Origin of the sequence: Pantoea anthophila (assembly GCF_006494375.1) — a bacterium.
Classification (GTDB): Bacteria; Pseudomonadota; Gammaproteobacteria; order Enterobacterales; family Enterobacteriaceae; genus Pantoea; species Pantoea anthophila.
This window is the reverse complement of sequence record NZ_VHIZ01000064.1, coordinates 34,690-49,149: the sequence shown is the minus strand read 5'-3', so window position 1 is coordinate 49,149 and position 14,460 is coordinate 34,690. Positions and strand designations below refer to the sequence as shown.

Below are 14,460 nucleotides of genomic sequence, written 5' to 3'. Positions count from 1 at the left end.
CATGGCGATTGACGGACGTAACTTACAGATCCTGGCGAACTACTGCGCTGCCGCCGCCGATGCGATGGCCTTTACGCTGATGCGCACTGCGCACTCCACCTTCGTTAAGGAGACGGAAGATTTCTCCTGCCAGATTGTCAGCCGCAGCGGGCTGGCGTTTGCCTCCCCCCGCAGTTTTGGTGCGCCCTGGTACAGTGGCATCGACTATGCGCCGGTGCTGGCGCTGATAGAGGAGTATGCCGAGGGGGATATCTGCATCACCAACGACGCCTACGCCGGAAACGTCGCGACCCACTCCCCCGATATCCACATCTGGAAACCGGTGTTCCACCAGGGTGAGATTGTCTGTTTCGTGGTGGGACATATTCACAACACCGATGTCGGCGGGGCCGTGCCCGCCTCGCTGTCGCGTTCGCTGACCGACATTGTGCAGGAGGGGATTCGCATCCCGCCGCTGAAGATCATGCGACAGGGTCAGCTCAACGAAGAGGTCGCCAGCATCATGCGGCTCAACGTGCGGGTGCCGGACCAGAACTGGGGTGACTTCAAGGCACAGCTGGCCTCGGTCAACGTGGGCGAGCGGAAAATTCACGACATTATTGCCCGCTTTGGCATCGACGATTTCCTGCAGGGCATTGAAGGCATTCTGGATTACGCCGAGGCGCAGGCGCGCACGATCATCGCGACCATTCCCGACGGTGAATACTTTTATGCTGACTACGCCGATGAGGATGGCGAGAGTGGCTATCCCTGCCGCATCGCCGTCACGCTGCGGGTGCAGGGCGATCGGCTGGAGCTGGATTACACCGGCAGCGACCCGCAGCTGGCCTCGTCGCTGAACATGCCCACGGGCGGGCGGGAGCGACATCCGCTGGCGCTGGTCGGCGTCACCTATGTGCTCTCCACGCTGGATCGCTCCCTGTTGCTTAACGCGGGCACGCTGCGGCCCACCCGCGCCATTCTGCCGCCGGGCACAGTCATGAACTGCGAAGCGCCCGCTGCGGTAGGCATGCGCTCGCTGACCTGTGCGCTGTCGCAGATTGCCACCGTCGGCGTCTTCTCACTGGCGATGCCCGACCGTCTGCCCGCCAACTCGCCCGGCGGCAACTCGATCATGAATATCCGCACCCAGACGCACAACCGCAGCGTGGTGGCCTCGCTGGGCCCGGTGGGCGGCGGTGCAGGCGGCACCCCGCGTCACGATGGCCCTGACGGCTCCGGCGGTCTTTCCGCCTTCCTGAAAAACACCCCGATTGAGATTAACGAGGCAGAGGTGCCGATCCGTTTTCACCGCTACGGCCTGGCGCAGGACAGTGCCGGGGCGGGTCACTATCGCGGCGGCCTGGCGACAGAGATGGCGTTCGAGATCTTCTCGCCCAACACCACGATTACCGCGCGCAACCGCAACCGCTCGGTCTTCGCCTCGGCGGGGGTGGTGGGCGGACAAAGCGGGGCGCTCTCCCACTTCCAGACCCGGCGCAACGGCGAGGTCATCCCGCACGGCAACACCGATGTGATCCACTGCCAGCCGGGGGACGTGGTCGAAGTCCGCGGGCCGGGTGCCGGGGGCTACGGGCTGCCGTCACAGCGCGATGCGGAGGCGGTCCTGCAGGATGTGCGCTGCGGTTACCTCAGCCTCGACGCCGCCAGGGCGCAGTATGGCGTGGTGGTGGTGAATAACCGCGTGGATCGGGTCGCGACTGAGCAACTGCGTGCTGCCATGCCGCAACGGGTCACGCACCATTTTGAGCATGGCGCGGCGCGTCAGCGCTTTGAAAAACTCTGGACACCGCAGCGCTATCAGTCACTGACCACCTTTCTTGCCGCCGCGCCGGTCAGCTGGCGTCACTTCCTGAAAACTCAGGTTTTTCGGGCGGTCGCAGAGGCAGGCGAAACGGCGGACATGGCGCAGATATTCAGTGATTTGCGTCAGCGCTACCCGGCTATGGCGAACAATTAACGGCGATGGCGCATCGTCGACTACGCTTTAAGTCTGCATGGACTACAAGGGGAACCGCGACGATGAGCATGAAAACCAGTGATTTTTTTGTCCAGCGCCTGAAAGAGTGGGGTGTGAGCCGCATTTACGGCTATCCGGGGGACGGGATCAATGGCGTGCTGGGGGCCATTCAGCGCGCGAACGCCAAAGGGGACGGCATCGAATTTATTCAGGTGCGGCACGAAGAGATGGCCGCTTTTATGGCGGCCGGTCACGCGAAATTCACCGGTGAGCTGGGTGTCTGCCTCTCAACCGGCGGGCCGGGTGCGACCCATCTGCTGACCGGGCTCTATGACGCAAAAATGGACCATGCGCCGGTGCTGGCGATTGCCGGACAGGCGGAAGCGACCGCGCGCGGGGCCAGTTATCAGCAGGAGATGAACCTGGACCGCATCTTCTCGGATGTGGCGAACTTCGTTCAGGAAGCCGCCACCCCGGCGCAGGTGCGTCACCTGCTTGATCGTGGCGTGCGGATTGCCAAAGCGCAGAATGGCGTGGCGGTGGTGATCCTGCCGAAAGATATTCAGGATGAAGCCTGGCAGCCGCCGCAGCACCTGCACGGTTTCACCCACTCCGGCAGTGGCTATCAGCGGCCGAAAGTGATCCCCTATGAGGAGGATCTGCAACGCGCCGCTGAGGTGCTCAACGCCGGTAAAAAAGTGGCGATTCTGATTGGGGCAGGCGCACGCAACGCCGCTGTCGAGGTGGTGCAGGTCGCCAATGTGCTGGGGGCCGGTGTGGCAAAAGCGCTGCTGGGCAAAGATGTGCTGCCGGACGATGCGCCCTTTGTAACCGGCTCGATTGGCCTGCTCGGCACCAAACCCTCATCCGATTTAATGCAGAACTGCGACACCCTGCTGATGATCGGCAGCGGCTTCCCCTGGACCGAATTTCTGCCGGAGGAGGGCAAGGCGCGAGCGGTGCAGATAGATATCGATCCCGCCATGCTCGGCCTGCGCTATCCCAGCGAAGTGAATCTGCACGGCGATGCGGCAGAAACCCTGCGCGCGCTGCTGCCGCTGCTGGAGCACAAAGAGGATCGCAGCTGGCAGGAAGGGATTGCGGTTCAGGTGCGTGACTGGTGGACGCTGATGGAGGAGCGCGCGATGGCACCGGCGAACCCGGTCAATCCGCAGCGGGTGGTGTGGGAGATGTCCCCGCAGCTGCCGGACAACGCCATTGTCACCTCTGACTCCGGTTCCTGTGCCAACTGGTTTGCCCGCGACTATCGCGTCAAACAGGGGCAGCGGGCCTCGCTCTCCGGCGGGCTGGCCTGTATGGGCGCGGCGGTGCCTTACGCCATTGCAGCGAAATTTGCGCACCCGGATAAACCGGTGGTGGCGCTGGTGGGTGACGGCGCCATGCAGATGAACAACATGGCTGAACTGATCACCATCCAGAAATACTGGCAACAGTGGGCCGATCCGCGCCTGATCGTCTGCGTGTTTAACAACGAAGATCTCAACCAGGTGACCTGGGAGCAGCGCGTGATGGAGGGCAACCCCCGCTTTGACGCCTCGCAGCAGGTGCCGGACGTGAAGTACGCGGAATTTGCCCGCTCGCTGGGCATGGTCGGGATTTTCGTGGATAACCCTGACGACCTCGCGGGGGCCTGGCAGCAGGCGCTCAGCGCCGATCGCCCGGTGCTGCTGGAGGTGAAAACCGATCCGGAAGTGGCGCCGCTACCGCCGCATATCACCTTTAAACAGGCAAAAGCCTTTATGGCCTCCATGGCGAAGGGCGATCGCGGCGCAGCGCAGATCATCAGCGACACCGCCAGCCAGCTGTTCCATAAAAGCACGAAGGGCTAAGCCAGGCGACGGCGCCTCGCTAGCCTTATCTGTCTCTCCCCGGATACGTTCGTATCCGGGTCTTATCGCTTCATCAAACGCAACAGGAGTCCTACTATGGCGGCTCAATCAGGCCCAGTCTGGTTTATATCAGGATGTTCGACCGGTTTTGGTCGGGAACTGGCGCAGCAGACTATCGCGCGAGGTTTTAACGTGGTGGTGACGGCCCGGAACCTGTCGGCCGTGGCCGATCTGGTGGAAGGTCATGATAATGCGCTGGCGGTCGCGCTGGATGTCACGCAGCAGGCGAGTATCGATCAGGCGGTGCAGGCGGCCATCGGTGCGTTCGGAACGATTGACGTGCTGGTGAACAACGCCGGTTATGGCTATCAGAGTTCGATTGAAGAGGGGGTGGAGAGCGAAATCCGCGCCCAGTTTGACGCTAACGTCTTCGGTCTGTTTGCCCTGACGCGCGCCGTGCTGCCCGCGATGCGCCAGGCGCGCAGGGGTCACGTTATCAACATTACCTCGGTGGCCGGATTGATCGGCTTTGCCAGCTCAGGCTATTACGCCGCCAGCAAACATGCGGTGGAGGGCTGGTCCGATGCGCTGGCTCAGGAGGCCGGGCCGCTGGGCATTCATGTCACCTGCGTCGAGCCAGGCCCGTTCCGCACCGACTGGGCCGGACGCTCGCTGCATCAGACGCCGAGCACGCTGCCGGACTATGCAGAGACCGCCGCCGCGCGAATGAAAGCCACTGCCGACTACAGCGGCACGCAGAAGGGCGATCCGGCGCGCGCCGCCGCAGCGATGATCGCGATTACTGAACATGATCATCCGCCCCGGCATCTGGTGATGGGAGCCTGGGGCCATGACGCCGTGACCAGCAAACTCAAAGAGCGGCTGGCGGAGATTGAGGCGTGGAAACAGACATCGGTGGAGACCGATTTTCCGGAATCGCAGTGAGTTGCAGGTGGCATGAAGCCGCTGCGGTTTAACCAGAAGCGATTTAAAAACAGGAAAGGCCCGTATGTGGGCCTTTAAGCGCTAATCGGGGATGTTAGCTTCCTGCCTTTCGCGCGCGTTCAGTTCTTTTAACTTACGGCGCAACAGGGCAGATGAGGAACGTTTTCTCGCCTGAGCTAACTGGGCTTTAATGGCGGGTAGATCGGGCCTGTCCAGCCACTCAGCAATCAAAAGTGCCCTTAACTCCCTGTTCTCGGCATCAGCCGCATCTGTGATGCCATTGTGTTTATCGTAAAACGACATAGCAAGCTCTCCCTGTAGTCACTGTTTTATAAGCCTGGAAATAGTCCGGGATTAAAGGTTGCGGCGCTTTCTTCGGCAACCCGGTCCGGCGATTGTAGCGCAGTTCATTTTTTAAGCCAGGCAAAGCGTCGTAGATCTCCTCAAGGGGTGTCGGACGATTGCGGTCAACGATCTCTCCTGATGCAGCCTGGAAAACAAAACCGCCCACAAAGAAGCTTTCATGGTGTGCCATTAATGCCAGGAATACGCGTTTGATAACGACAGCACTGCCTAATCCTGCAAAGCTGATATGGCGGAAATCACCCAGGCATTCCATACCATCAAAGACGTCAAAACAAACTTCATAAATATCTTCTTCAATGCGCACTTCTCATCCCTGTCGTAACTTATAAATCCCTGAAACCCGATTTTCAGTTCCTGCGCAGCACCGTCAAACATCCATGGTAAAAATAAGGTTATTCATTCCAGCATTTCAGCCGCCGTTGCGGATTAACAACATCGTTTTGTAAGCCAGCCCGCAAAACCATTCACCTGTCACGCCCTCTTATCGCGCAGCCCTGCGCCATCATCGTGCTGGAAAAATAAACAGGCGCGCCCGTCCGCCACCATAAGAATTCGATCTTGTATCCCAGGCCGTATTCCATCTGGCATCCCTGCTTCAGAGCGTCCGGCCTGGTGTCAGCTGGCACGGTTCATGCACTACCTGACGGGTACAATTCTGGCGAGGTAATCCATGTTTGACTCCTTATTAGACGAAGATGCCACCACGATGGCCGCACTTATCCGCAGCGGGGAGGTGTCAGCCTGCGAGCTGACCGGGGCCGCACTGGAGCGAATGGCGGAACGGGAACCGGCAATACAGGCCTTTTGTACCCCCACACCCGAACTGGCGATGGCGCAGGCCAGGGCGCTGGATGCCCGTCGCGCTCGCGGAGAGACGCTGGGTGCGCTGGCGGGGGTGCCGCTGGCGGTGAAGGATTTGATCTGCACGGCCAGTGTCAGAACCACCTCCGGTTCGGCGGCTTACCGGGATTTCGTGCCGGAAGAGGATGACATCACGGTAGAACGCCTGCTGGCCGCCGATGCCATTCTGCTGGGTAAAACCACCGCACCGGAATTTGGCTACAGCGCGGTCGGGCACAATCCGCTGTTTCCGTCGCCGCGTAATCCCTGGGATCCTGAGATGACGCCCGGCGGCTCCAGTGCCGGCTCCGGTGCGGCCGTTGCGGCGCGGCTCTGCCCGATTGCGCTGGGCAGTGATGGGGGCGGATCGGTTCGCATTCCGGCGGCGCACTGCGGCATCTTTGGTTTCAAGGCGTCGATGGGGCGGGTACCGCTCTGGCCCGGCTGCCGCGATGAACGCTATCCCGGCGTGTCGAGCTGGGAGTCGCTGGAGCACATCGGCCCGATGACGCGTAGCGTGCGCGATGCCGCCCTGATGATGTCACTGATGGCGGGCCCGGACATGCGGGATCGTCACTCCATCCCCTGCAGCGACGTTGACTGGCTGAGCGCGCTCCGGCAGCCAGCCAGCAAACTGCGCATCGCGTTCAGCGCAGACCTGGGTTATGTCGCGGTGGACCCGGAAGTGCGGGCGGTGGTCAGTGCGGCCGTGCAGCGCTTTGCCGCTGAAACCGGCGCGGAACTGGAGCTGGCCGATCCTGGCTTCAGCGATCCGGCCGCCGCTTTCGGTGCGCTGGTGGCGATGGAGAGCGATCTCACCGGCATGCGTCAGATGATGGCGGAGCAGGGCAGCGCCATGTCACCCCATCTGATCGCCATGCTGCAGCGCGAGTGGCGGGCGGAAAACTTCACTGACGCCATCGCGGTCCGCAAAGCGGTCAGCAACAGCCTGTGGCGCTTTATGCAGCATTACGACCTGCTGATCACTCCGACGCTGGCAGTGCCGCCGTTTCCGCTGGGAAGCCAGGGGCCGGAAATCATTGCGGGGCGGATGGTCCGCAGCGACCACTGGCTCTCATTCTGCTACCCGTTCAACTTCACCGGTCAGCCCGCGGCGTCGGTGCCCGCCGGTTTTACCGCCCGCGGCCTGCCCGTAGGGCTCCAGATTGTCGGACGGCATCTTGATGATGCCTTAGTGCTGGCTGCCAGTGCCGCTTTCGAGCGCATTCAGCCGTGGAATCACCTTCAACCGGGAATCACACAATGAAAACATCTTCTTCACCTGCGCTGGAGCAGGAGTTTGAACACCAGCCGGTGCCAGTGTCGCATCGTCACTCCACCCGCTCGGTCTCGGCAGTCTGGTTCGGTTTTCCGATGATCCTCACCAATGCGTTATTTGGCGGCATCATCACCTGGCATCTGGGCTTCTGGCCTGCACTGATCGCCATTTTGCTGGGGAATCTGGTGCTGTTTGCCTATGTTGGCGCGCTGAGCTGGTTCGCCGGAAACAGCGGCATGAATTTCGCCCTGCAGGCCCGGCGCACCTTTGGCAGCAAAGGCTATATCCTGGTCTCCGGTTTTCTCTCGACGGTGGTGATCGGCTGGTATGCCTTTCAGACCGGCCTCACCGGCACGGTGATTAATCAGACCTTTGGCTGGAACGCGCTGGCGGTGACGGCCTTTGCCATGCTGCTCTATACCGGCATCACCTTTCTGGGCGTGCGGGCGCTGTCGGTGCTGGGGATGATCGCCGCGCCGCTGTTTGTGGTGCTCGGCATCGTGGCGCTGTGGCTGATAGGGCGGGATCATGATTTCGCCGTCGTCACGCAGTGGCAGGGCAGCGCCAGCGCGGCGGGTGCCATGAGTATGGGCACCGCGGTCACGATGGTGGTCGCCGGTTTCGCCGACTCCGGCACCATGACGGCGGACTTTACCCGCTGGTCGAAGAATGGCCGCTCGGCGGTGATCGCGGCTTTTTCCGCTTTCCCGGTTGCCAACGTGATCTCCTACCTCTTCGGCGTGGTGATTGTGGCGGTAGGCGCGGCGGTTGACCCGCTGACCAACGGCGGAAATTTCCTGCCGATGCTGATGGGCCACAGCGCGTTTCTCTCGGTGGTCGCCTGTCTGTTTGTCTTTATTAACCTCGGATCGGTCTGCACACACTGTCTTTACAACGGCGCGGTGGGATTCAGTCATCTCTTCAGCAGCAAAATGCGGCTCTGGACGCTGATTCTGGGTGGCATCGGCGGCGTGCTGGCACTGGCGGGGGTCTGGTCCTACTTCCTGGAGTGGCTCAGCCTGCTGGGCATCGTGGTGCCGCCGTTTGGTGCGGTGATGATTGTGGATTTGATCTTTATGGCGCGCATCAGCGAACAGCGTCCGGCGCAGCGTTTCCGCGGTACCGCGTTCGCCGCCTGGGCGATTGGCAGCCTCTGTGCGGTGATCGCTCATGTGGCCTTTCCACAGTTCGGTGAAGCCGTCATTGGCCTGGTCACGGCCGCCCTCAGTTACAGCCTGATTAGCAAACTGCGCATGCCGCGCCCGGAAATGGAGAACAGTCATGCCCGACTACAGCGTTAATTCCACCCCCTACGCCTGGCCGTTCGATGGCCATTTTACCCCGGCTGACACTGCCCTGATCGTCATTGATATGCAGACCGACTTCTGCGGCGTGGGTGGCTATGTCGATAGCATGGGCTATGACGTCAGCCTGACCCGTGCGCCCATCGCCCCGCTGCAGCAGGTGCTCGCCGCGATGCGTGCACGGCAGTTTCCGGTTATTCATACCCGCGAAGGGCACCGGCCCGATCTCAGTGACCTGCCAGCCAATAAGCGCTGGCGGTCGCGGCGGATGAATGCCGGGATTGGCGATGCGGGGCCGTGTGGCCGCATTCTGGTGCGGGGTGAACCGGGCTGGGAGATTATCCCGGAGCTGGCACCGCTGCCGGATGAAGTGGTGGTGGATAAGCCGGGCAAAGGCTCGTTTTACGCCACCGATCTGGAGCTGATTCTGCGCAGTCGCGGCATCCGCAATCTGATCCTGACCGGCATCACGACGGATGTCTGCGTTCACACCACGCTGCGCGAAGCCAACGATCGCGGCTTTGAGTGTCTGGTGCTCTCCGACTGCTGCGCGGCAACTGAACGGCGTCACCACGAGGCGGCGCTGAGCATGATCCATATGCAGGGCGGCATTTTCGGCGCGGTCGCCTCGTCTGCGGCGCTGCTGGACAGCCTGGGCGCATAGCGGTCTGCTGCTGATACGGATAGCCCGGGCGCACCGATGCGTTCAGGCTATCCTCCCGGCCGTTACGCCTGCGGCGTCGTCTCTGGCGCGGCGGAGGTCATCAGCGCCGCAAGCTGATCGGCGGGCACCGCCTGACTGAAGAGATAACCCTGCAACTGATTACAGCCTGCATCCGCCAGCGCCGACATCTGTCCCGGCGTCTCGACACCCTCCGCCGTCACCATCAGGCCCATGGCATGCCCCAGTTTCACCACCGACTCCACAATCGCCACGGAATTTTCTGCCACGCCCAGCGACTGGGTGAAAGAGCGATCGATTTTGATTTTATCGACCGGGAAGGTACTCAGATAGTTGAGGCTGGAGTAGCCGGTGCCGAAATCATCCAGCGCAATGCGGAAACCCGCTTCACGCAGCGCCACGATAATCGCGCGCGCCTCCCGTTCATCCTCAATCAGCACGCCTTCGGTGATCTCCAGCTCCAGGCGCTTCGGGTCGCCGCCGTGCTGGCTGACAATCGCCATAATGCGCTCGACAAAGCCCGCCGATCGGAACTGCACGGGCGAGACGTTGACCGCCACCAGCAGCGTCGGGAAACGCTGCTGCGTGGCACAGGCTTCAGCGAGCACCCACTCACCCAATGGCATAATCAGGCCGGTCTCTTCGGCAATCGCAATAAACTCACCGGGTGCGATCAGGCCGCGTGTCGGGTGGTGCCAGCGCAGCAGCGCCTCAATCCCGACCATCTGCTGACCGCCGATATCCATCAGCGGCTGATACCACACCTCCAGCCCCTGACGGCTCTGCAGCGCCGAGCGCAGATCCGCTGCAATCGCCTGGCGGGTGCGCACCGACTCATCCATCGCCCGTTCAAACTGCCGATATTTGCCACGCCCGCCGCTTTTGGCTTCATACAGCGCGATATCCGCTTTGCGCATCAGCTCCAGCCGATCGATACCGTCTCTGGGCGCGAGGGAGAGCCCGATACTGGCACCGCTCCACACCTCGCTGCCAAACAGCGTCACTGGCAGGGCCAACTCGTCGACGATGCGCTGGGCCAGACTCTGCGCCTGGCTCAGGTTTTCGACATCCGGCATCACCACAATAAATTCATCGCCCCCGATGCGTCCCACGGTGTCGCTGGCGCGCACGATCCGGCTCAGGCGCTGCGCCACGGCGATGATCAGCTCATCACCGGCGTGATGACCATAGGTGTCGTTAATGGTTTTGAAGCGGTCGAGATCGATCAGCAGCAGGGCCACCCGCTGATCGTGGCGCGTCGCCAGCGCCAGTGCCTGCGTCATGCGCTCTTCAACCAGCGCGCGATTGGGCAGACCGGTCAGCACATCATGAAACGCCAGATGCTGCGCCTGTGCCTCTGAGGCGCCGAGCCGCAGCATCGACTGCGACAGGCTGACCAGCGAATGCCAGAGCCGCCACACCATATAGAGACACAGCAGGGAGATCGCCAGCACCGCCAGTCCGGTTGAGGGGCCAATGGTCCGCAGCATCTGTGCACCGGGACGGGAGGGAATCCACTCCAGATACCCAACCGGATCGCCCGCCTGCGCCACCAGCAGATAGCGCGCCGCGCTGCCTGGCTGCGCCGTGCCGTCCGTGAAGTGCAGGTCCTGAAGCTGATTGCGTTCCGCCAGGCTCGCCAGATAGCCATCATCCAGAAATTTCAGGCTCACCAGCCGGAAACGGGGCAGGGTGCGGCTCTCCTGCTGAATATTGCCGACAGCCAGGGCGGCGGCACGGTTCGTTACCCGTGCATAGTCGGCCCTGTCCGGGCGCGCCGGATCGGTGACCAGCGTACTCTGCAACACCTCAGCCGCCAGCGGATCGCTATCCGGCGCAGCGACCGGCTGGCCCTCGCGCCAGACTCTGACGATCTGGTTCTGCTGATCCAGCACCATAATCAGCTGATGTCCGAACATTTCGTAGAGCCATTCACCGATGTTCTCATCCAGCCAGCGGTCGCTGTTGCTCGCTGCGAGGTGCTGCTCAAGCGGCGCCCAGCGCGACAGGCTGTGCAGCTGGCGCAGATGTTCATGCAGGCTCTGCGAAAACGAGGCTTCAATCATCCGCTGCTGTTGATGCCGGGCTTCGGCGTTAGTGAGAGAGGTGCCGATAAACAGCGCCGCGCCGGCACCCGCAAAGGTGAGCAGCAGGATGGCGACCAGTGGTACCAGCACTTCACGCAGAAAGCTGCGGCGGAAATCAGCAGAAAGTTTAATGCTATTAATCATATTGTTGTTTTTCTCAGCGACGGCGGGGCACAGTTTAAAATTAGCAGACAAGACTCTGTCGTCTACATTTAGCGGGGGTTATAGTGAGTCCGGCAGCAATTTTTGTTGTCGCAGGGGAACGAAAAGGGTCAGAAAAGCGAAACGGTTATATCAGGCGGGTTAATGATATCGGCCAGGGCCGCAGGCAACTTCTGTCACTGTCCGCCCTGGCTGAAAGGCAAAAGAGGAGAATCAGGGGCGCGGGCTGGCGAGGCTTTTCCTGTCAACTTTGCAGGTATGGTTCATACTTGAACCCATTGATTGTATTACAGACGGATGACCGTGAAGACAACGGTTACTGCATGTGTCACTTATCTGACAATCCGGTGTTGTCAGCTTACTAAAAGGGAAAATAATGCCATTGTTATTCGGTGAGTTATCTGGTTTCCCGTCGTGGGTACCTGTTGTATTACTCGTCTCGCTTTCATTTGTACTGGGTTTCCTGGGCCGTCTTATCCTGCTCGCGTTTATCCGCTACTGGCAAAGTCGCGACCGGAAGCTGTTCAAATCGCTGGAGAAGCACCTCAGTGGGTCGATGTTCTTTTTCATCCCGTTATTAATGATCAATGTGGGTCTTAATTACATTAACTTCCATCCAGACTCGCTGGATCTAATTACCAACATCATCAATGTCTTTATTATTATGTCGTTTTGCTCAGTGTTAATACGCCTGACCAATGTGGCGCAGGATATGCTTTATATCCGCTACGACATCAATATCTCTAATAATCTGCGCGCGCGTAAAATCCGCACACAGATTATCTACGTCAAAAAAGTGGTTATTGTCATTCTGGTGTTATTCTGCCTGTCGCTGATTCTGCTGAGTTTCCCGAGCGTGCGTAAATTTGGCACCACCATCCTGGCAGGGGCCGGTGTGGCGGGGATTATCATAGGTTTTGCGCTACAGAAGTCGCTGGTCAATCTGTTCGCCGGTATCCAGATCGCCTTTACCCAGCCGATTAAAATTGATGATGCGGTGGTGGTAGAGAAAGAGTGGGGCTGGATTGAGGAGATTAACCTGACCTATGTGGTCGTGCGGATCTGGGATCTGCGCCGCCTGGTGCTGCCGATCACCTACTTTACCGAGAATCCGTTCCAGAACTGGACGCGCAACAACGCTCAGATTCTCGGTTCAGTCTTTCTCTATGTGGACTACTCAATGCCGCTTGAGCCTCTGCGGACGCACTTTGAAAAGGTGCTGAGCGAAACCCGACTCTGGGATGGAGAAACGCAGGTGCTTCAGGTGACCGATACCACCGAGAAAACCATGACCATCAGGATGCTGATGACCGCGCAGAACTCGCCAATCGCCTTTGATTTACGCTGCTACGTGCGGGAAAAGATGATCGAGTTTATTCAGCAGAACTACCCGGAAAGCCTGCCGCAGGTAAGGGCATCGCTGACGGATAGCGGGCGTGAGAAGGGAGAGAGAGGAGTGGCTGAGCAGGTTTCAGGCATGGCGGACTGAGTGGTTTTTAGCGCTCCAGGGAGGGTGACCGTCACCCCTGAATGACACAAATGAGCCCTGACAGGCTCATTTGTGCTTCTGGTTGCTTCGGGTGCCGTGACCTGAGTGGCGGTGCAGAAAATTCACACCAGGCGGATGCGCATACCGTGGATACCGGACGTTCGTAAGGGTGTTACAGAGCGTAGCCACAGAACAGGTACTGTAAGCAGGGTAGTGTCTGCTATGGGCGAGTAAGGGAAACATTAATAAATATGGACAGGCCAGAATACTCTGGAATATTGGCATTCAGTTCAGCCTCGCCCAGGAATCGCTTTATCCAGACCCGCGCTACGCCACATCTGGAGTAAACGATGCCGGGAGTAGGGATAAGTTTCAGGCACAAACTGTAGTAATGTTAATCGCGTTACGTCGAAATGGCGGAAGGCATTACGTTTTTCACACCATGCTACAAGCAATATATCCTCTGTGAAGTAACCTAAGGCGAAAGGCCATATCGTTCTTTCACTCACATTACCCAGCCTGTCTGTATAGCCAGTCCGGATTTTCTGTTTACTCCTGATGGCGCTTCGAAGAGAGTTCAGACTCTCAAAATTGTGGTGGGCAACCAGAGTTTTTCCAACTAATTGTGTCGATTCATCAAACAGAGTCTTTAACTTTGCGGGCAGACCTTGCCGGATCTTACCCGTAACTTCAGAAGCTGCTTTTGATATACCTGCGTCACCATATGCTGATACCCAACGCAATCCGAGCGCTAGTGCATCGAGCTGCTCAGGGGTAAACATCACAGGCGGCAAGTGATGGCTTCGTGAGAGGATAAATCCCATCCCGGCTTCTCCCTGAATGTCAGCCCCCTGTGCACGTAGCGCGCAAATATCACGGTAAAGTGTGCGAAGGCTGACGGAAAGCTCTTGAGCAAGCCAGTGTCCGCTTACCGGATATCGATGTTCATATAAAATCTGTAGAAGATTGAGTAGGCGCTCTGCGCGCTTTGGTCCTGATGCTGACATGTTCTGTCAATGCTCCCTGCGATAGTGAAGTCCCATTATTTTTGACGAGTGAGACTCATGATACCTAACCTGATCATTCTTTATGTTGATAACCCAGTCACTAGCAGCGGATTTTACCAAAGGCTATTTAATAAAGAACCAGACGTAATGTTTCCAACCTGGGCGGCATTTTCCTTCAAGAACGGCCTGAACCTGGGACTATGGTCAACAACGGCGAGTGACTTTGTATCCGGCGGTGAAGGTAACCGAACTGAGCTGAGCTTTATGGTTAAAGACATTGAGGAGGTTGATGCGCTATATCAGCAGTGGTTAAACAGCGGTGTGCCGATAGAACAGGAACCCATGCAAGCTGTTTTTGGCAAGACATTCGTTGCGTTAGATCCCGACGGGCACCGTATCCGGGTGTGTATACCGGATTAGTTAACTGCCCATGTCTGGCACTTAAAAGTCCGCTTTTGGGCAGAAGCGGACGTTGTGCAAGTCAATGTC

General features: G+C 59.3%; 12 protein-coding genes. 8 read left to right on the top strand and 4 right to left on the bottom strand.

Features of this window, described 5'->3' with window-relative positions; genetic code table 11:
* Position 1: 1 nt before the first annotated feature.
* The 3 genes from FJW00_RS20645 to FJW00_RS20635 all read left to right on the top strand — a co-directional run bounded on the left by FJW00_RS20645 (position 2) and on the right by FJW00_RS20635 (position 4,755).
* The gene (locus FJW00_RS20645; protein ID WP_140925539.1) at positions 2 to 1,960 is read left to right on the top strand and encodes a hydantoinase B/oxoprolinase family protein; all 1,959 of its coding nucleotides are present in this window, start codon (positions 2 to 4) and stop codon (positions 1,958 to 1,960) included.
* Positions 1,961 to 2,022: 62 nt separating this feature from the next.
* On the top strand, positions 2,023 to 3,810 hold the full coding sequence (locus FJW00_RS20640; RefSeq protein ID WP_140028934.1) for a thiamine pyrophosphate-requiring protein: 1,788 nt from the start codon (positions 2,023 to 2,025) through the stop codon (positions 3,808 to 3,810).
* Positions 3,811 to 3,906: 96 nt separating this feature from the next.
* The gene (locus FJW00_RS20635) at positions 3,907 to 4,755 is read left to right on the top strand and encodes an oxidoreductase (protein WP_009089430.1); all 849 of its coding nucleotides are present in this window, start codon (positions 3,907 to 3,909) and stop codon (positions 4,753 to 4,755) included.
* An 81-nt stretch (positions 4,756 to 4,836) separates the two neighbouring features.
* Here the strand turns inward: FJW00_RS20635 and FJW00_RS20630 are convergent, their stop codons facing one another.
* On the bottom strand, positions 4,837 to 5,058 hold the full coding sequence (locus FJW00_RS20630) for a hypothetical protein (protein WP_009089432.1): 222 nt from the start codon (positions 5,056 to 5,058) through the stop codon (positions 4,837 to 4,839).
* Positions 5,042 to 5,425 carry a hypothetical protein gene (locus FJW00_RS20625; protein WP_230200888.1) on the bottom strand — a complete coding sequence of 128 codons (384 nt, stop codon included), beginning with the start codon at positions 5,423 to 5,425 and terminating at the stop codon, positions 5,042 to 5,044. Before FJW00_RS20625 ends, FJW00_RS20630 begins: the two co-directional genes overlap by 17 nt.
* A 366-nt stretch (positions 5,426 to 5,791) precedes the next feature.
* On the opposite strand from FJW00_RS20625, the gene FJW00_RS20620 reads away from it, so the two are divergent.
* From FJW00_RS20620 to biuH, 3 genes are read left to right on the top strand one after another with little or no spacing between them, the layout of a single operon-like run.
* Positions 5,792 to 7,228, top strand: a complete 1,437-nt coding sequence (locus FJW00_RS20620; protein WP_140925538.1) for an amidase — start codon at positions 5,792 to 5,794, stop codon at positions 7,226 to 7,228.
* Positions 7,225 to 8,541: a purine-cytosine permease family protein gene (locus FJW00_RS20615; protein WP_009089438.1), complete on the top strand. Its 1,317-nt coding sequence runs from the start codon at positions 7,225 to 7,227 to the stop codon at positions 8,539 to 8,541. Before FJW00_RS20620 ends, FJW00_RS20615 begins: the two co-directional genes overlap by 4 nt.
* On the top strand, positions 8,522 to 9,208 hold the full coding sequence (biuH, locus tag FJW00_RS20610) for a biuret amidohydrolase (RefSeq protein WP_140028931.1): 687 nt from the start codon (positions 8,522 to 8,524) through the stop codon (positions 9,206 to 9,208). Before FJW00_RS20615 ends, biuH begins: the two co-directional genes overlap by 20 nt.
* A 62-nt stretch (positions 9,209 to 9,270) precedes the next feature.
* Here biuH and FJW00_RS20605 read toward each other — a convergent pair whose 3' ends face one another.
* On the bottom strand, positions 9,271 to 11,457 hold the full coding sequence (locus tag FJW00_RS20605) for a putative bifunctional diguanylate cyclase/phosphodiesterase (RefSeq protein WP_140925537.1): 2,187 nt from the start codon (positions 11,455 to 11,457) through the stop codon (positions 9,271 to 9,273).
* Between the two features lie 394 nt (positions 11,458 to 11,851).
* On the opposite strand from FJW00_RS20605, the gene FJW00_RS20600 reads away from it, so the two are divergent.
* The gene (locus FJW00_RS20600; protein WP_058957638.1) at positions 11,852 to 12,964 is read left to right on the top strand and encodes a mechanosensitive ion channel family protein; all 1,113 of its coding nucleotides are present in this window, start codon (positions 11,852 to 11,854) and stop codon (positions 12,962 to 12,964) included.
* A 290-nt stretch (positions 12,965 to 13,254) separates the two neighbouring features.
* Here FJW00_RS20600 and FJW00_RS20595 read toward each other — a convergent pair whose 3' ends face one another.
* Positions 13,255 to 13,971, bottom strand: coding sequence for a helix-turn-helix transcriptional regulator (locus FJW00_RS20595; RefSeq protein WP_140925536.1), 717 nt, complete (start codon positions 13,969 to 13,971; stop codon positions 13,255 to 13,257).
* A gap of 57 nt (positions 13,972 to 14,028) precedes the next feature.
* Between FJW00_RS20595 and FJW00_RS20590 the strand changes: the two genes are divergently transcribed.
* Positions 14,029 to 14,391 (top strand): VOC family protein, encoded by a 363-nt coding sequence (locus tag FJW00_RS20590; protein ID WP_140925535.1) that lies wholly within the window; start codon positions 14,029 to 14,031, stop codon positions 14,389 to 14,391.
* The last annotated feature ends 69 nt before the right edge of the window (positions 14,392 to 14,460 follow it).